We start from the raw sequence: 16,286 nt of genomic DNA on the forward strand, positions 1-16,286 counted from the left end.
GAGAGCTCAACCATGTGCATCAGAACAGCAGCAACCGAAACGGGCCTTTCAAATAACCTGAGCCGACTGGTGAAGCTGGCTCGAACACTGACCGTTGGCGCCGTGCTGCTAAGCGCGGTCAGTATCGATGCGTCCAGTCGCGTCGCGCCGAAACCGGACTGGTCGACCCGCGACATGCCTTCCCAGGAAGGTCGAATCGTCCTGATCACCGGCGGCACGAGCGGCATGGGGTACGAGGACGCACTGGCACTGGCCCGGGCCGGCGCCGACGTCATCATTGCTGCGCGCAACCCGGAGCGTGGCGCGCAGGCCATCGCGCAAATCAAAACGTCCGTACCCGACGCCAAGGTGCAGTTCGAGGCCGTGGACCTGGCCAATCTTTCATCGGTGCGCAGCCTGGCCCAGCGTCTCAATCAGAGACTGCCGCGCCTGGATGTGTTGATCAATAATGCCGCCGTCATGGCGCCTCCTGAGCGGGGTACCTCCGCGGATGGCTTCGAGCTCCAGTTGGCGACCAACTACCTGGGGCACTTCGCACTGACCGGCCTGCTGGTGCCGTTGTTACGGCAAAGCCAGGACGCTCGCGTGGTGAGCCTTTCGAGCATCGCCGCGGCTCGCGGAACAATGAACTTCAACGACCTGCAGGCTGAGCAGCAGTACCAACCTTTGGCCGCCTACGCGCAGTCCAAGCTGGCCATCCTGCACTGGACTTTTGCCTTGCAGCAGCGCAGCGAGGCCGCAGGTTGGAACATTCGCAGCATCGCTGCGCATCCAGGCGTCGCCGTCACCGAGTTGGTCGCGCGTGGTCCGGGTCTGAACAGCGAGTTCGGCCAGCGATGGGCCAAGGATCGCGACGTATACCATTCAGCTGCCCAGGGGGCGCTGCCCACGCTGTATGCCGCCACCGCGCCTGAGGCGGTTGGCGGTGCCTACTACGGCCCCACCGGCGACGAGGAAAAACGCGGCCCATTGGGCTTCGCCAGGATGCCGCCGGCCGCCACCCATGAGGCGGATGCCGAACGGCTCTGGACCGTCTCCGAGCGACTGACCGGCGTCACCTACCGCTGATCATGCCTTGGGCACGGCAATCCGTTGCGTGCCCACTCTCTTGCCTGTTGTCGCCTTCCAGGAGTCTCCATGAGTGCGCCTTCCTACTTGCATCGACTGAGCCTTGCCGTGAACGCCCGTGACGATGAGCTGCGTCCGGCGCTGTGCGGGTTCTTGTTGTTCCTCTGCCTCTTTACCGGCTACTTCATGCTGCGCCCGATACGTGAATCGATGGGCATCGCGGCGGGCGTGGAGAATCTGCAATGGCTGTTCACTGCCACGTTCCTGGTGATGCTGGCGGCCGTTCCGTTGTTTGCCTGGGTCAGTTCCCGGGTCCCGCGCCTGCGCCTCGTTGATTGGGTGTACGGCTTCTTCGGGATCAACTTGCTGATGTTCGTTGAATTGTTCGAGTTTCAATCGGACAGCGTCTGGCTCGCCCGTACTTTCTACGTATGGATATCGGTTTATAACCTCTTCGTGGTGTCCGTGGCCTGGAGCCTGATGGCGGATGTATTCGACAGTGAACAGGCCAAGCGGCTGTTTGCCTTCATCGCTGCCGGCGCCAGCATCGGCGGTCTGCTGGGGCCGGCCCTGAGCGCGGCGCTTATTGAGGCCATTGGTGCCTCGGGCTTGATGTTTCTGGCCGCGCTGTTGCTGGGTGTCACATTTGTATTGAAGCGGGCGCTGATGGGCTGGCGCGAAAAGGGCGGGGCTGGGCGGCCTGGTGCGGCACCGACGCAAAGCCCCGGGCAGCCACTGCAGGGCAATCCGTTCAGCGGTTTGACGGCGGTGCTCAGGTCACCCTACCTGTTGGGGATCGCCGGGTTCGTCGTGCTACTGGCGACGGTCACCACCTTTCTCTACTTCGAGCAGGCGCGCCTGGTGGCCGAACATTTTCCGAGTCGTGAGGCGCAGGTCCGGGTTTTCGGCACCATTGACTTCATCGTGCAGGCTGGCGCTCTGGTGTCTCAGCTGTTCATCACCGGGCGCATTGCGCCGAAGCTGGGGGTGCGTGCGTTACTGGCGATCGTGCCGCTGCTCATGTGCATCGGGTTCGTGGGTCTTGCGCTGGCCCCCGGCTTCGCACTGCTTGCCGCCCTGATGATCGTGCGGCGAATCGGTGAATACGCGTTCGTCCGGCCGGGCAGGGAAATGCTCTTCGCACCCTTGGATGCCGAGAGCAAGTACAAGGCCAAGAACTTCATCGACACCGTGGTTTATCGCGGCGGTGATGCGCTGAGCGGTTGGGCCAAGAGCCTGCTCGACATGCTGGGGCAGGGCACTGGCCTGGCGGCTCTGATCGGCGCGGGCTGCGCGCTGCTGTGGGCCTATCTGGGATGGCAATTGGGACAGCATGCCGATAACCAGCAGCAGGCACGGGGAGTGGCCGCCAGCGCCAGCGCCGTCGAAACATAACCCGGAGTACACAAAAGGCCACGCGGCGGGAGTGCGCGGGGTGGTTCATCATCGCATGAGTCCTGCCGGTCATCGCGTTCCCGGAATGCGCTGGAGATCAAAGTTTTATTCTGAAAAGTGTGCAGGCTCAGACGAACTTTCAGCGGTGTTGAACTTAATCGATAAAAGTATATTTCGGTCAGCGAATTAATGGAGGCGAATGCTCGGAAAGAATGCCCGGCAACCCATTGGGTAACGGGCCTATATTGATAATTTTTGTCCACTTGTCAACACGATTACAGCCCTTATTATTGCCTGACTGAGTGAATCGGAAGAGGGTTTTATGGGGCAGGTATTTGAAGGTTGCGTCAAAGTGATCGTTCCTTGTGGTTCATTAGGGGCGGGCGTTCGTGAAGAAGAAATTACTTATGGACTGGTGGCCGGTGCGCAAGCAATTGCCACGGACGCCGGTTCTACCGATAGTGGAGCAGCGTATCTCGCACTTGGAAAATCGAAGAATAACCGCGGGGCGGTCAAACGCGACTTGACGATATTAATGAAGGCGCAGGCCTGGTCCGGGGTGCCGATAATTGTCGGCACGGCAGGACAGGCCGGTGGCGATCTCAACCTGGACTGGACGCGCGATATAGTCCTGGAGGTTGCAGGAGAGTTGGGCGTCACACCAAAGATTGCGCTCATATATTGTGAACAGGACAGGGATACCGTTAAGCAGCTGAACGCACAGGGGCGTATCAAACCGCTGCCGCCTCACGGTGAGCTCGATGACGCTACGGTGGACAGCTGTGAACACATTGTGGCGGCGCTGGGTGTAGAACCGTTCATTGCCGCGCTTGAAACAGGCGCCGATATCATTTTGGCGGGTCGTTCGACCGACACGGCGGTCATTGCCTGTTATCCGATCTGGAAGGGCGCGCCCTGGGGGCCGTCCTGGCATGCCGGCAAAACGGGGGAGTGCGGTGTCCAGTGCGCCGTTAACCCGACATTGGGCTCGGGAATATTGCTCAGCGTTGATGCGCAGGGTTTCGACGTTGAGCCATTAAGTAAAGACAATCAGTGCACGCCCCATAGCGTCTCTGCACACATGCTTTATGAAAATAGCGACCCGTTTCGATTGGTGGAACCCGGCGGTATCCTGAACGTCGCACAAGCGCGCTACCAGAAGCTGAACGAGCGAGCCGTTCGTGTCGTAGGGTCTGAATGGGAGACGATGCCCTACACAATGAAGCTGGAGGGCGCCGCGGCCGGTCTCTATCAGACAATCATGTTAGTGGGTATCCAGGACCCCGATGTACTCAATGATATTGATGGGTTTCATGACCGCCTGCTGGAAGCCCTGTACACCCGGACCCGTCAATCCATCCCGCCGCAGGAGTTGGGAGAGTTTCATATCTCGCTGCGAATGTATGGCTGGAACGGCGTCACCGGCGTAAAACCCCCCGTTGGAACTTTGCCTCCGCCGGAAATAGGCATGCTATTTGTCGCCACAGCAGCGACTCAAGAAATGGCAAATACGATTGCCCAAGCATGCAACCCCTACTTTTTTCACTACCCCAGCGTAATGGGCAAGGAATTGCCTTCTTACGGCTTTGCTTTCACCCCAGCTGATATACCTCGTGGTCAGATTTATGAGTTCAAGTTAAATCACGTAGTGCAATTGGAGGACCCATTTGAGTTGGTGCGTATTCAATGGATCGATCTTTCCGAGTCAACATTGGCTGTGAAGGAGTTGAGTTAATGGTTAAGTTGCGTGATGTATGCCGACATGTTCGATCCAAACAAGCCGGACCGTTCTGGATTACCTTCGATATATTTTTTGACGGGCGTGAAAACTTTGAGCGTTACTCACAAAGTGCAGCACTTTCATCGGCGCAATTCGCAAGGCTCTATGGCACCGATCCGGCACGGGTGAAACATATTCCCGTTGCTGACCTGGAAATGGTCAAGATTTCCTACCCTCGCGCTACGCCGCAAGGCGGGATGGTGGAGCGCGACATGCATGCCGGCCAGCAATACGTACGTTTACTCGACGTCATTCTGGACTGAGAACCGCACGCGTCACCTGGCAACAGGTGATGCCGTCGCCGCCATCGGCGCAGACCCAACCCTGGTGCAGAACAGAGGCAACCATGAGCAATACGACTATTGCGCTGCAACTTGCAGAGTACGCGCATAAATTCAGGCATCAGCGACTGCCCGAAGAGATCATCGCGTTGGTGCGACAGCGCTTCATTGACAGTCTGGCGTGCATATTGGGGGCCTACGGAGCGGCGCCTGTGAATGCCGCTGTGTGTTATGCGGTTGCCAATCCCGCGCAGGCGTCCAGCGTGTTCGGAACAACTGTCCAAACAACGCCAGAGATAGCGGCGTTTGCCAATGGCGTGATGGTCCGTTTCCTGGACTACAACGATGGTTATATGGGGCTGGAGCCGGGCCATCCGAGTGACAATATTCCGGCCTGCCTGGCGCTAGCAGAGGCCGAGGGGGCCACCGGGGCAGAACTCATTTCGGCCATTGTGCTGGCCTATGAGATCCAGATGCGACTGCAGGACGCGGCCAGCCTGAACAAGCGCGGCTGGGACCACGTCAATTACATAAATGTGGCGATGGCCGCGGCGGCTTCCAGTCTGATGAAGCTGGATGTGGCGCAGACCGCACAGGCAATCAATATAGCGTTGAGCGCTCATCTGGCCATGCGCCAGGTTCGCAGTGGATCCCTGTCGGACTGGAAGGGCTGCTCGGCCGCAAACGCTGCACGTAATGCGATCTTCGCTGCCCAGCTGTCGCGTCACGGCATGACCGGCCCGTCGCCGGTGTTCGAGGGGGACATGGGATTCTTTAAATTGGTCTCAGGCCCGTTCGACCTGGATACGGATCGTTTTGGTACGCCCGAGAATGGTGATTACGCTATACGGCGCTCCCTGACCAAGACCTTTCCCACCAACGGTGAGCTGCATACCGCGGTGTGGGCAGCCCTGGACATACGTGCCCGGATTGACGATCTCGATGATATCGCTTGCATCGTTATCCAAACGTCCGAGTTCAACCGTCGAGTGTTGGCTGACACCCCTGAAAAATGGTTGCCCAAAACGCGGGAGACGGCGGATCACAGCTTGCCCTACAACGTGGCCCGGGCGCTGCTCGACGGTGACATCACCATAGACTCTTATTCGCCGGAAAAAATGGCTGATCCCATGGTGGTTGCCCTGATGGGCAAGATCAGCGTGGTGGAGGATGGCGCGCTCACCGCATTGTTTCCGCGTCATCTTGCCAACCGCGTCAGCGCCACGCTGGTGTCAGGCGAAATCGTCGTAAGCGAGATGATCAGCGGGCCGGGGTCCGTCGAAACACCGATGACCGATAGCGATTTTGAACGAAAATTCAGGAGGATGGCCTCACCTCATCTTGAAGAGTCGGCGCAGGCCAAGGTGCTTGGGTATGTGGCTGAACTTCAACACCAATCCGAATTCACATCGCTGTTTGCGGCCATGGTTGCTTCTGTCTAGTCACTGGCGAGGTGGGTCGCTCTTGGCAGAGTCCCCGTGTACCGAGCGCGGGGGCGAGCGTCATGATGCTGGTTGTATTGCTCGCTGGCGTGGGCTATCCAGCCGATCAATCTTCCGACACCCGCCAGTGCGATTTCCTGCCGATGCAACCCAAGCTTTCTACCGATGAAACTCACCAGGAGAATGAATTCCGGGGGGTATGCGACGAGTTCCGAGGCGACCGAAAAAGCTTTCTGCAGCTTGGCAAATTCGGGGTCGCCCTCGAAGGCAGCGGTCAACGCTTTCATCAGATTGGTAGCACGTGGGTCACTGACTGAGTGGACATTAGGTCCGAACCCGATGATGTGCCCCTCCTGACTGTACCGTTGCAATATCGGTTGGGTGGGATCGGTAGCTGTACAGATTTCCTCGATCATCCTGCTGGCGGCTTCGTTTCTGCCATAGGCGATCTTATGACCCCTGGCGGCCGCGAGTCCCGCGATCGCTGCGTAGTAGGGGGTGGCGCCGGTCGTGGCGGCAACGCGAACGCTGTGAGTGGCGTGGTCCAGTTCATGATCGACGCTGAGGATCAGAAGACGCCTGATCAGATCGGCGTGGGCTGGCGGGGCTGCGCAGGCCTGGGTAATGAATTCGTGCAAGGGTTGTGTGCTTGGTTGGGTCGCGCCCACGACCAACGCGGCAAACCATCTCACGACATCGGCGCCGGTGCGTGCATAGCTGTCGATGGAAAGATCGAAGGCTTTGGGGTTCTCCCTTTGAACCAGCGGGAAAAGTGCAATTGCCTTCTCCGGCGCTGACATGTGCTCATAGATCTTCAGCAGTTTGACGCTATCCTTCGGCGCGCGCGGCAGCGACGGTCCGAAGGCCGATGGCACCTGCCACATCAATCCGGCGACCTCCTCGACCGTGGCGTGGTCGGCGAGCTCGACGACGTCGTGCCCCCTGTAGAAGAGGCCGTCATCGGTGATCAATGTAATGGCGCTGTCCGATGACGACGAGCGCTTTGCAGCGTGCCCCGCGGGGCTTTTCACCAAGCGCTGGATGTCTTCGGCCCAATAGCGACGCTTGGGCGTGTTGGCGATCTTGACGGACCGAATGTTCTTCCGGCTGACGTAGGCATAAAGGGTTGGAAGGCTGACCCCCAGCATTCCAGCCGCTTCTTCTGCCGAAAGGTAAAGGTCTTCTTGATCAGGCATGACGGATCCGAACAGGTTGATGGGGGTTTGTACATATTCACTAAATATACCTGCCTTGCGTCAATGTCTACCAGGATATCCATTCCGTCGTGTTTTCAAAGGGAGTCAGCAATGGACGGTCTACACAGAGGGACCGACGGATGTGGGCATTGAAAGCCGACCAGCGTCCCTGAGATATCTTTTCACGAGCACGTTTGCCCCAGTATTTGCGGGATGTTGACGAAAAAAATCAAGATTTACAGGGTTTTCTCCCCTATGTAGATTCCTCGGGAGTGGCCGGTCGTTCACATTGATTTGCTACGACATTGATAAAAAAAACAAGAAAAGGTGATAGGCATGGCTTGGTTAGGTTTCGCAATGGTCATCACGTTTATGGCGTTGATCATCAGCAAGCGACTTTCTGCTGTGACAGCGCTCATCCTCATCCCGATTGCTTTCGGGCTGGCCAGCGGCGCAGGACCGGAGTTGGGCGGCATGGTGATGGAAGGCGTCCAGCAAGTGGCGCCAACGGCATTGATGTTGATGTTTGCAATCCTGTATTTCGCAATCATGTTCGACGCGGGGCTGTTCGAGCCCGCGGTTCGCCGGATTCTGCGTTATGTGGGAAATGATCCCCTTCGTGTGGTGCTCGGCACCGCTTTGCTGTCGTCGGTCATCTCCTTCGATGGGGATGGGGCAACGACGGTGCTGATCGTGACAACGGCGTTTTTGCCGCTCTACCTTCGCCTTGGGATTAACCCGCTCATCCTTGCACTGATGCTTCTGTTGACCAATACGGTCGTTAACATCATCCCTTGGGGTGGGCCGGTAGCGCGGGCTGCCAGCGCGCTGCATCTGGATGTCAGCGAGATATTCCTGGGCCTTGTACCCGCCATGTTTGCAGGTCTGGCCTACGCGTTTATCGTGGCAGTGTGGATAGGCCGCAAAGAGCGACGCCGTTTGGGGTGGACGCCCATGGCAAAGGACACTGTGTCTGAAGAGCTGCCTCTACCCCTTATCGAATCGGCCACGCAAAACCCCAGGCTGTTCTGGGTCAACCTGGCACTCACGGCCGCGCTGATGTACGCCATGGGTACAGGACTGGCACCGTTACCCCTGGTGATGATGGTGGGGTTTTCCCTGGCGTTGCTGATCAACTATCCACGTTTGGCGGAGCAGAAAGCGAGAATCGCCGCTCATTCCGACAGTGTGTTGACGGTCATTGCCCTGATATTCGCTTCAGGGGTCTTCACTGGCATTCTATCCGGCACGGGAATGGTCGATGGGATGTCGGCGCGGATCGTGCAGATGATTCCTGATGGCGGCGGGCAGTACTTCAGCATCATTACCGCCCTTGTCGCGCTGCCGCTTAATTTCCTGCTTTCCAATGACGCGTTCTTCTTTGGGATCTTGCCGGTGCTTGGCGCGGCGGGCGCGGAATATGGCATAGACCCGATGCACATCGCCCGCGCCTCGGTGCTTGGGCAACCGGTTCACGCATTAAGTCCACTCGTTGCCGCTGTTTATCTCATCAGCGGGATTATCCAGCGGGACATGGGCGAGATGCAAAGATATTGCTTGTTGTGGGCAATCGGCAGCAGCCTCACGCTCATAGCAACCGCCATCGTTACAAGAGCAATTATTTAAAGATCCACCTGTATCCCTGCACTGCTTGTTTAAAGCAGTGCCAGCTCACGCCTGCTCATTGAAAAAATAAAAATAATAATTGAGGTGATCATGAAATCGACTAAAGCCGTCGCAATGACATATCTCGCTACGCTGTTTGCATCGGGCAGTTGTTTTTCTGCGAGTATCAGCTATCCGGATAGATTTCAGCATGAAGGCAAGTTGAATGCTTATCTTCGATCCATGTACATCAATACGCGAATATCCAACGACCTGATTGAGGACAGCTTCGGCGGGTTTTCGACCGGCTCCGAATTAGGTGGGGTAGGGGTCGGCGCGATCCTGGATTACAACTCTAACTACTGGGGCGGCGTCGTAGGCTTTGATGCATCCTTGTACGGTGTGGCAATGATCGATTCCGAGCAGGACAGCCGCGACCTGTTTGATAATGACGATGGTTCTAACGGTGGCTTTGCAAAAGTCGGGCAAAGTTACTTGAAGTTGCGCCACGTCGGCGAGGGATGGAACGCAGACTCACAAATAGGCCGAGGTCGATTTGACGCGGGCACCCTGGTCAGCAATGACACGCGACTCGTGCCGGGTTCCTATCAGGGCGCGCGTGCCCATTTCAACTTGACTGACATGGGCATCGGGCCGCTGCCCGGAACGATGGCTTTCGAAGCGGCTTATATCGATCGAAGTTCTCCGCGGGACAGGCAGGCGTTCGGAAAGCTGCTAAGCCAGTCGGGTGAGGAAATAAGCAACGTCTACACCTATGGGGTCAACTACGATCTGAAGGCCGTTGAGTTGAGCTATGCCCGTGGTGTGTCAAAGGACTTCAATGAAAATACCCGTTATGGCTTGACCCTGCAGGCACCTATCGGTGAAACGGCAGGGATCATTTTAGACACTCAGTATTATCAGTTCCAAAAAGCGGGACGACTGTGGGAGCAAGATTGGTCCGCCGGTGACGCGGCCTATGATAAAGAGGCCACGTGGTTAAACGTCAACCTTGGCTTATTGCTCGATAAGTTGCGCCTGGGTGTTTCCTTCTCCGAGACACACGCCGAGCTGAGCAATGGCAACCTGGGCTATGCCTATTTCGACCACGCGGACAACGTGGACGGGAGAATGGATGCGTGGACCCGTTCCGGCAACGATTTCAACAATCATGGTGAAAGAACCTGGCAGGTAGGGGCGGAGTACGACCTGGGCGGTATTTCGCTGCTGGGGGCGTCATTGGACGGGTTTAAAGTCATGGCGCTCTATAAGCAGGGAAACTTTGACGCCGTGAACCCGTTCAGTGGTCAGAAGACGGATGTTTGGGAAAGGCAAAACGAATACCGCGTTTATTATCGATTCGATGACAAAGAGTACGCCGGCCTTTCCGTTGGTTTGATTTATCTCGATTACAGAATCGACCAGGATTTTGTTGCGCTTGTTTCCGCCCAACCCAATAACGTTGTCAATGGCTCAGAAGCCCGGGTGTACCTGGATTATGCGTTTTGAGTGGAGTGTGCTCATGGAATACGGGTTATTTAAACTATGTCGGGAGGTGCGCGATGCCTAAAACTCGTCATCGGGTTGTCGTCACACAACGTTTTTTTGATTCGGCGACCCTTGATTTTCTCAAGCATTGCGGTTGTGAAGTCATCATCGCAGAACTTGCGCCGGGAGTTGCCGACGGAAGTTTGAGTGAGCGGCAATTGATCGACCTCCTGATTGACGCTGACGGGTGGATTTTAGGGCACGCGAATGTGACGGCCAGCCTGCTCGGTTCGCTCCCTCGGCTCAAGGTGATCTCCCGCCGTGGCGTGGGGTATGAGCGCATTGATACGGTGGCGGTGGAAGCGGCCGGAAAGGTCGCAACGATCGCCGTCGGTGGAAATGATGCAAGTGTCGCTGACCATACGATTGCGCTGATGCTCGCGGTGTGTCGCAAGCTAAAACAATGTCAGGCGGGGCTGTCTGCCAACGACTGGAGCATTCCCTTGGGCGGTGACCTGTATCGCAAAACGGTCGGAATCGTCGGATTGGGCAGAATCGGCAAAGGCGTCTTGCTGCGCCTCGCCGGGTTCGAAGTCAAACCCCTGATTTATGCCCCTCGCCCAGACAGTTCACAAAAAGCCAACGGGGGGCAGAGCTGCTTCGTAGATATGGAGACCCTGTTTCAGGAAAGTGACTTCATTACGCTTCATGCCCCCCTTAACCCGCAGACCCGGGGAATGATTGACAGCCGCGCTTTAAAGTCGATGAAAGCTGGCGCCGTGCTGATCAATACCGCCCGAGGTGGCCTGGTGCGCGACGCGGATCTGTTGAAAGCCCTGCAACAGGAAGACATCGCCGGGGCAGGACTCGATGTGTTCGAAAGCGAGTCCGACCCTTCACTGTCGGCAGTGACAGAGCAGCTCATCAAACTTCCCAACGTGGTCGTGACCCCCCATGCCGGCGCCTCTACGGTGGAAGGCTTGAATCGCACCAATTTAATTGCAGCCCAGTGTGTGGTGGCGGTCCTGGAAGGGCGGAGCCCGCCTGGGCACTGTGTCATCGCAGACGGCCGTCGACATACCGTTGCAAAGGAAAATACATGAACGTCAAGATCAAGGTGCTTACGCCAACGGGTGCAATCGGCACCGGATTCCCGAGAGATGCGTTTGAGAAGGCGCTTCTGGAATGTCCCGATGTGATTGCAATGGATGCGGGGTCCACCGACTCGGGTCCGCACTATCTCGGTACTGGCACGACGAAGTCTTCTGCTTCGATATTGCGCGCAGAGCTTCGGGTCTTCATGCAGGCCCGGGAAAAGCTGGGGATCCCGCTCATCATTGGCAGCTGCGGAACCTGTGGTTCCGACGCGGGTGTCGATTTGATGCGCGGGCTCTGTGAGGAGGTCGCGGCAGAGCTGGGGCAGACCGTACGTATCGCGGGCATCTACAGCGAGCAGCCAGCAAGTTCTGTGAAAACAGCACTTTTGGAGAAGCGGATCAAACCGCTGCAGCTTGATTTTATTGATGATGCCTTGGTGGATCGCTGTTCTCGAATAGTCGCGCTCATGGGCGTGGAACCCTTCATTCATGCGCTCCAGGAAGGCGCGGACATCATCCTGGCCGGTCGCTCCACGGACACCGCCGTCATGGCGTCGCTCCCGATCATGCGAGGGGGACATCCAGGGGTCGCCTGGCACGCCGGGAAGATTCTAGAATGTGGCGCATCCTGTACCACCACACCCGCCCAGGCCGTGGTCATGGCAACCATTGACGAAACGGGATTCACCATCGAGGCGATTGGTGAGGGTGCCCGGCTTACGCCACGATCGGTGATGGCTCACATGCTCTATGAGAACAGCAATCCCTACGTGCTCGTCGAGCCGGGTGGTGTGCTGGATGTCGAGGGGGCTGTGTACACCGCGATCGACGAGCGAACGGTGCGGGTAGAAGGCTCGATCTGGAAACCCAGTGAAGACTACACCGTCAAGCTGGAAGGTGCGGCGCCTTGCGGGTTTCAATCGGTTGTCATGAGTATTGTCCGGGACACCGAGTACCTTGAGCGCTTCGATGAATGGCTCGCCTGTCTCGATTCGGTGATGCGCCAGCGAATAGAAAAACATCTGAATATCGGATCGGGCGACTACGACCTGCAGTTTCGCGCGATTGGCAAGAACGCGGCGTTGGGGGATTTTGAATCGCGATCCGCCACCCCAGTGGAAATAGGCGTCATGGCCCTGGCGACTTCCGCAACTGCCGAACGCACGAAAGACATCGTCGCTTTGCTCAATCCTTACCTGTTGCACTTCCCGTTGCCAGGTGACAAAGACCTGCCCACCCATGCGTTTCCATTCTCTCCAGCCTCGATGGACCGGGGAGTGGTTTATGAGTTCGTGCTCAGCCATGTGATGGTCGTGGCGAATCCGTTGGCACCTTTTCGATTTGACATGAAAACCATTGAGGCGGCGTGAGATGAATACCATGGAAGCACTCGGCTACGAAATCCGCTCCAAGAACGCCGGCCCCTTTTCTTTGACCATTGATGTGTTTTGTCAGGACTCGGATGTTTTTGCCCAGCTGGCGGGCGAACCGAAACTGCAAGCGCCGGCCATTGCTCAGCTCTTTCGCCGGACCGTCGAGTCGATCAGCGTGTTTCGGATCGATGCATTGAATGTGATCAAGATCAGCCTGCCGCGTCCCGTGGTGCAGGGGGCTCTGCAGGATCGTGATATGCACGGCGCGCAATGGGCCTTCATGGTGAGGGACGCGATCCTGGAATCCGAACAATGACCAGCGCCAGCCATTCATCAAGGCAGGCTCTTAATGGCGCCGTTGTTCAACGTGGCGGCAGACAACCGATAATCAGAGGTGGCGATGTCCAGGCTCGGTGAGAAGTGCGACAACCCGAAAGTGGGCGGTGAGGGGACAGACGTGGTGCTCGTCGATCCTAACGAGGTTCATCCAGACCTGGTCAGCGTCGCGGCGACGTTACGCGAGCTGGGTCTGCTTCCTGTCGTCGAAGGAGAGATTCAGAAGGTTCGCGCGCAGTTGCAACGAATCAGCGCATGGGCGTCGCGACCCAGTGTGCCTTTGTCCTGCGAGCGCATGTTGGAGTTTTCGGTCAATTGTCGGGTTGTTCCGTGCAAGCTGTATTGGCCGGAAGACGATGAGACGCCCTTGCTGCTGTTCTATTGTCACGGCGGCGGGTTTCGACACGGAGCACTCGCCGATTGGGACGCTCCTCTGCGCCAGTTGGTGCGTGACAGCGGCTTGGCGGTGTTGTCCATCGGCTATGCCCTCTCGCCGGAATACCGTTTTCCAGTGGCGTTTAACGAGGTGGTGTCGATAGTCAGCAGGGTCATCAACCTGGGGACAATCACTCATTGTCCTGTGCGGGGGTATGCCCTGGGTGGGGACTCGGCGGGCGCCAATCTGGCCCTGGGCGCCGCCCTTGCGCTGCGCGACGCTGGAATGGATGCGGTGCGACAGCTGATGCTGTACTACGGCTCCTATTCCCGAGGCGTTTCTTCCGATTCGTGGCAGAGACTCGGTGGGTATGGCGGGCAAAACTTGTCTGCCAAAACGATGAGCGCTTATTGGGCGAGCTACCTGGCCGAGGATGAAGATGACTGGCGGGTGCAGCCGATCACCGCTGATCTGGCTGGGCTCCCGCCTGTGCGCTTGATCGTCGGAAAACTTGATCCGTTGTACGACGAAAACTGTGAGCTGGCGGATAAGTTGCACGCTGCCGGTGTGGCGACGCACCTGGAAGTCCTTGCGAACATGACCCACGGGTTCCTGCGATTCAATGAAGTTGCACCTGTCGTACGGGATGTGATTTTCACCCAAGCCACTGCGTTGCGTCAGGCACTGGCGTAGTGCGCCGTCCGGCCAGTCATCCTGATCCTGAACACTGACTCTCGTGGCCTCCAGACCATTGTGCTGGGGCCTTCTTCATCATGAGGCGAACGCTAAATGCTGATTCTTCGAACCCTTGCTTCTTCACTTGTGACGCGGATCTGTCTTGGGAGCATCATGACCCTTGCGTTCAGCGCAATGGCTGCCGGTGAACTTCCGGTCGGGCGTGCCGCAGGTGATATGGAGCTTTCTGCGTTTTATCGCTGGCAGGACCCAATGCCCACTGTTCCCGGTGTTTTGCTGAGGAGCGAAACGCTCAAACCGCAGGAGCGGGTGCCAGCCGCAGCGCAAACCATACGCATGCTCTACAGTTCCACGGACCAGCGTTGGCACTCAGGCCAGGTGCCTGTCAGCGGCACGCTGTTCATGCCGAGCGGTCCTGCTCCGTCTGAAGGTTGGCCGCTCTTGGCCTGGGCCCACGGTACGCTGGGGATCGCCGACATATGCGCGCCCTCGTGGACCGGGTTCAGAGCGCGTGACGCTGCGTACATCAATCGTTGGCTGGAGCGCGGATTCGCCGTCGTGGCCACTGATTATCAAGGCCTGGGGGGGCCAGGGCCTCACCCTTATACGGTCTGGCAGGCCGAAGGCAGCTCTGTCCTGGATGCGGTCCGTGCTGCCCGCGCACTCAAGCCCGGTGTGATTGCCAACCGCACGATCCTGGCGGGGCAGTCCCAGGGGGGCGGCGCCGCTCTGGGCGCGTCGATACTCGCCGCCAGCTATGCACCTGAACTCAATATTCTCGGTGCGGTTATCACAGCGCCCAATAGCACATTCCCCGACGGGCCCATCGCGCTTGAGGCGCGCCATTCCAATACGATCTTCCTGTCGTTGGCCACTGGCGGGTTACGCGACAACGCGCCCCGAATAGACGACCTACTGACGCCTGAAGGGCTGCAGCTTCTCGACGTTGCCCGGCAAAGCTGTACGCGGGAAATTGCCCTCAAGTCGCGGGAGCTGAAAATCGGTTCGTTTTCGCAGTTGCTGACCATCAGTGCGCAAGCGTTGAGCGCACTGCGCACGCCCACGACCGATATGCCCCAGGCAACGATCGCTTTTCCATTGCTGATTGCCACCGGCCAGGCCGATGAGACCATCACCCCGGTACGACAGTACGCGGTGGCGGCGGCGCTGTGCGCGGCTGGAAACCAGGTCACCTGGCAAACCTATGAAGGATTGGGGCATGACGGGGTGATGCATGGCTCGTTGAATGAAGCGTTTGCTTTTGCACGCGCCCAACTCGAGGGGCAGGGCTATGATTCGAACTGCGCCACGATTCAGCGGCCTGGGGCGCCGGGTGAAAGGAATCCGAGCGCTCCATTCAACGATGATTGAACACGGGTGAATTCGTTGCTCATTTAACCGCCGTGCTTATCGACTGTCAGCCGATGCCGGTCGATAAGCGTCGCGCAGGCGTCAGAATTCACGCCCCCATAGGCGGTCCAGTGAGTGACGACCTGCCCCCTTGAAGGCGATGTAAGTGAACAGAAAGCCCATCAACACCGGGTATTCGATGCCACGGTCTATCCAGGGCCAGTTCGGGCCAAGGATGTAAGCGATCGCCGCCATCTGTATGGCCATCGCCACCGCCAACGGCCGGGTGGCCAATCCTAGCGCCAGCAGCAACCCACCCAAACCTTCAAGCCAGGCGACGAACAGGCCCAATAGCGCGGGGAATGGCAGGTGCAGGACGTTTGCGATCAAGTGAATCGAACCCGCCATGGGATCCGCCATCGAGCCGTGTGAAGTTCCCAACAGCTTGGGCAAGCCATGGGTCACCATGATGATCCCCAGGCATAACCGGAGCATTGCATAGGCGAGAGGCTCGCCCCATTGATAAAAAATACCCAGGGCCGGGACGACCAGCTTCGAGGGCTGTTCAGCATTGGGAGCGTGAGATGTCGGTTTCATCTGAATGATGTCCTGGAGTCGTTTATCAAAAGGTTGACGAGGACAGTGTGGTGTCTTCCTGCCGATGGATAAATCGACGGGGCTGCCATGACCATTCACCTCCCATAAACAATCGGCCCACGCTGGACCTTGCACCGTCGTGAAAGTGATACTGATTGCTTCGATGGGGTGGATTAGTCAGGCATCGCGGGTAAGACTGTTCATCT

The 16,286-nt window shown here is 57.8% G+C and carries 14 protein-coding genes; 12 read left to right on the plus strand and 2 right to left on the minus strand.

The window, feature by feature from the left end; translation table 11 throughout:
* Window positions 1–12: 12 nt before the first annotated feature.
* The 5 genes from GSM73_RS08145 to GSM73_RS08165 all read left to right on the plus strand — a co-directional run bounded on the left by GSM73_RS08145 (window position 13) and on the right by GSM73_RS08165 (window position 5,966).
* Window positions 13–1,068: an oxidoreductase gene (locus tag GSM73_RS08145; protein ID WP_047225589.1), complete on the plus strand. Its 1,056-nt coding sequence runs from the start codon at window positions 13–15 to the stop codon at window positions 1,066–1,068.
* A gap of 69 nt (window positions 1,069–1,137) precedes the next feature.
* Window positions 1,138–2,463, plus strand: coding sequence for an NTP/NDP exchange transporter (locus tag GSM73_RS08150; protein WP_107322820.1), 1,326 nt, complete (start codon window positions 1,138–1,140; stop codon window positions 2,461–2,463).
* Window positions 2,464–2,785: 322 nt separating this feature from the next.
* Window positions 2,786–4,198: an acyclic terpene utilization AtuA family protein gene (locus GSM73_RS08155; RefSeq protein ID WP_139049837.1), complete on the plus strand. Its 1,413-nt coding sequence runs from the start codon at window positions 2,786–2,788 to the stop codon at window positions 4,196–4,198.
* Complete coding sequence (locus tag GSM73_RS08160) at window positions 4,198–4,506, plus strand: DUF4387 domain-containing protein (protein ID WP_047225592.1); 309 nt, start codon at window positions 4,198–4,200, stop codon at window positions 4,504–4,506. The genes GSM73_RS08155 and GSM73_RS08160 overlap by 1 nt, the downstream gene beginning before the upstream one ends.
* Before the next feature lie 83 nt (window positions 4,507–4,589).
* Window positions 4,590–5,966 carry an MmgE/PrpD family protein gene (locus tag GSM73_RS08165; protein ID WP_178129668.1) on the plus strand — a complete coding sequence of 459 codons (1,377 nt, stop codon included), beginning with the start codon at window positions 4,590–4,592 and terminating at the stop codon, window positions 5,964–5,966.
* On the opposite strand, the gene GSM73_RS08170 is transcribed toward GSM73_RS08165, so the two are convergent.
* A complete protein-coding gene (locus tag GSM73_RS08170) occupies window positions 5,963–7,162 on the minus strand; it encodes a citrate synthase (protein ID WP_076384217.1) in 1,200 nt (399 codons plus the stop codon). The genes GSM73_RS08165 and GSM73_RS08170 overlap by 4 nt on opposite strands.
* Window positions 7,163–7,498: 336 nt before the next feature.
* On the opposite strand from GSM73_RS08170, the gene GSM73_RS08175 reads away from it, so the two are divergent.
* From GSM73_RS08175 to GSM73_RS08205, 7 genes are all read left to right on the plus strand, one after another.
* Window positions 7,499–8,788 carry a CitMHS family transporter gene (locus GSM73_RS08175; protein ID WP_047225594.1) on the plus strand — a complete coding sequence of 430 codons (1,290 nt, stop codon included), beginning with the start codon at window positions 7,499–7,501 and terminating at the stop codon, window positions 8,786–8,788.
* 90 nt (window positions 8,789–8,878) lie between these two features.
* Window positions 8,879–10,276 (plus strand): OprD family outer membrane porin, encoded by a 1,398-nt coding sequence (locus GSM73_RS08180; protein WP_047225595.1) that lies wholly within the window; start codon window positions 8,879–8,881, stop codon window positions 10,274–10,276.
* A 53-nt stretch (window positions 10,277–10,329) separates the two neighbouring features.
* Window positions 10,330–11,358 carry a phosphoglycerate dehydrogenase gene (locus GSM73_RS08185; RefSeq protein WP_160892126.1) on the plus strand — a complete coding sequence of 343 codons (1,029 nt, stop codon included), beginning with the start codon at window positions 10,330–10,332 and terminating at the stop codon, window positions 11,356–11,358.
* Window positions 11,355–12,722 carry an acyclic terpene utilization AtuA family protein gene (locus tag GSM73_RS08190; RefSeq protein ID WP_160892128.1) on the plus strand — a complete coding sequence of 456 codons (1,368 nt, stop codon included), beginning with the start codon at window positions 11,355–11,357 and terminating at the stop codon, window positions 12,720–12,722. Before GSM73_RS08185 ends, GSM73_RS08190 begins: the two co-directional genes overlap by 4 nt.
* Window position 12,723: 1 nt before the next feature.
* Window positions 12,724–13,041 carry a DUF4387 family protein gene (locus GSM73_RS08195; protein ID WP_047225598.1) on the plus strand — a complete coding sequence of 106 codons (318 nt, stop codon included), beginning with the start codon at window positions 12,724–12,726 and terminating at the stop codon, window positions 13,039–13,041.
* Between the two features lie 84 nt (window positions 13,042–13,125).
* The gene (locus GSM73_RS08200; RefSeq protein ID WP_047225599.1) at window positions 13,126–14,130 is read left to right on the plus strand and encodes an alpha/beta hydrolase fold domain-containing protein; all 1,005 of its coding nucleotides are present in this window, start codon (window positions 13,126–13,128) and stop codon (window positions 14,128–14,130) included.
* A 156-nt stretch (window positions 14,131–14,286) separates the two neighbouring features.
* Window positions 14,287–15,504 (plus strand): alpha/beta fold hydrolase, encoded by a 1,218-nt coding sequence (locus GSM73_RS08205; RefSeq protein ID WP_047225861.1) that lies wholly within the window; start codon window positions 14,287–14,289, stop codon window positions 15,502–15,504.
* A gap of 81 nt (window positions 15,505–15,585) precedes the next feature.
* On the opposite strand, the gene GSM73_RS08210 is transcribed toward GSM73_RS08205, so the two are convergent.
* Window positions 15,586–16,080, minus strand: coding sequence for a DoxX family protein (locus tag GSM73_RS08210; RefSeq protein ID WP_047225600.1), 495 nt, complete (start codon window positions 16,078–16,080; stop codon window positions 15,586–15,588).
* Between the last annotated feature and the right edge of the window lie 206 nt (window positions 16,081–16,286).

The organism is Pseudomonas sp. PICF6 (assembly GCF_009831705.1).
GTDB lineage: Bacteria > Pseudomonadota > Gammaproteobacteria > Pseudomonadales > Pseudomonadaceae > Aquipseudomonas > Aquipseudomonas rhizophila.

Excerpts from the sequence above, each read along its gene's own strand:
- GSM73_RS08210 (WP_047225600.1), bottom strand. The coding sequence starts at position 16,080 with ATGAAACCGACATCTCACGCTCCCAATGCTGAACAGCCCTCGAAGCTG.
- GSM73_RS08165 (WP_178129668.1), top strand. The coding sequence starts at position 4,590 with ATGAGCAATACGACTATTGCGCTGCAACTTGCAGAGTACGCGCATAAA.
- GSM73_RS08205 (WP_047225861.1), top strand. The coding sequence starts at position 14,287 with ATGACCCTTGCGTTCAGCGCAATGGCTGCCGGTGAACTTCCGGTCGGG.
- GSM73_RS08195 (WP_047225598.1), top strand. The coding sequence starts at position 12,724 with ATGAATACCATGGAAGCACTCGGCTACGAAATCCGCTCCAAGAACGCC.
- GSM73_RS08180 (WP_047225595.1), top strand. The coding sequence starts at position 8,879 with ATGAAATCGACTAAAGCCGTCGCAATGACATATCTCGCTACGCTGTTT.
- GSM73_RS08175 (WP_047225594.1), top strand. The coding sequence starts at position 7,499 with ATGGCTTGGTTAGGTTTCGCAATGGTCATCACGTTTATGGCGTTGATC.
- GSM73_RS08200 (WP_047225599.1), top strand. The coding sequence starts at position 13,126 with ATGTCCAGGCTCGGTGAGAAGTGCGACAACCCGAAAGTGGGCGGTGAG.
- GSM73_RS08160 (WP_047225592.1), top strand. The coding sequence starts at position 4,198 with ATGGTTAAGTTGCGTGATGTATGCCGACATGTTCGATCCAAACAAGCC.
- GSM73_RS08185 (WP_160892126.1), top strand. The coding sequence starts at position 10,330 with ATGCCTAAAACTCGTCATCGGGTTGTCGTCACACAACGTTTTTTTGAT.
- GSM73_RS08145 (WP_047225589.1), top strand. The coding sequence starts at position 13 with ATGTGCATCAGAACAGCAGCAACCGAAACGGGCCTTTCAAATAACCTG.
- GSM73_RS08155 (WP_139049837.1), top strand. The coding sequence starts at position 2,786 with ATGGGGCAGGTATTTGAAGGTTGCGTCAAAGTGATCGTTCCTTGTGGT.
- GSM73_RS08170 (WP_076384217.1), bottom strand. The coding sequence starts at position 7,162 with ATGCCTGATCAAGAAGACCTTTACCTTTCGGCAGAAGAAGCGGCTGGA.
- GSM73_RS08190 (WP_160892128.1), top strand. The coding sequence starts at position 11,355 with ATGAACGTCAAGATCAAGGTGCTTACGCCAACGGGTGCAATCGGCACC.
- GSM73_RS08150 (WP_107322820.1), top strand. The coding sequence starts at position 1,138 with ATGAGTGCGCCTTCCTACTTGCATCGACTGAGCCTTGCCGTGAACGCC.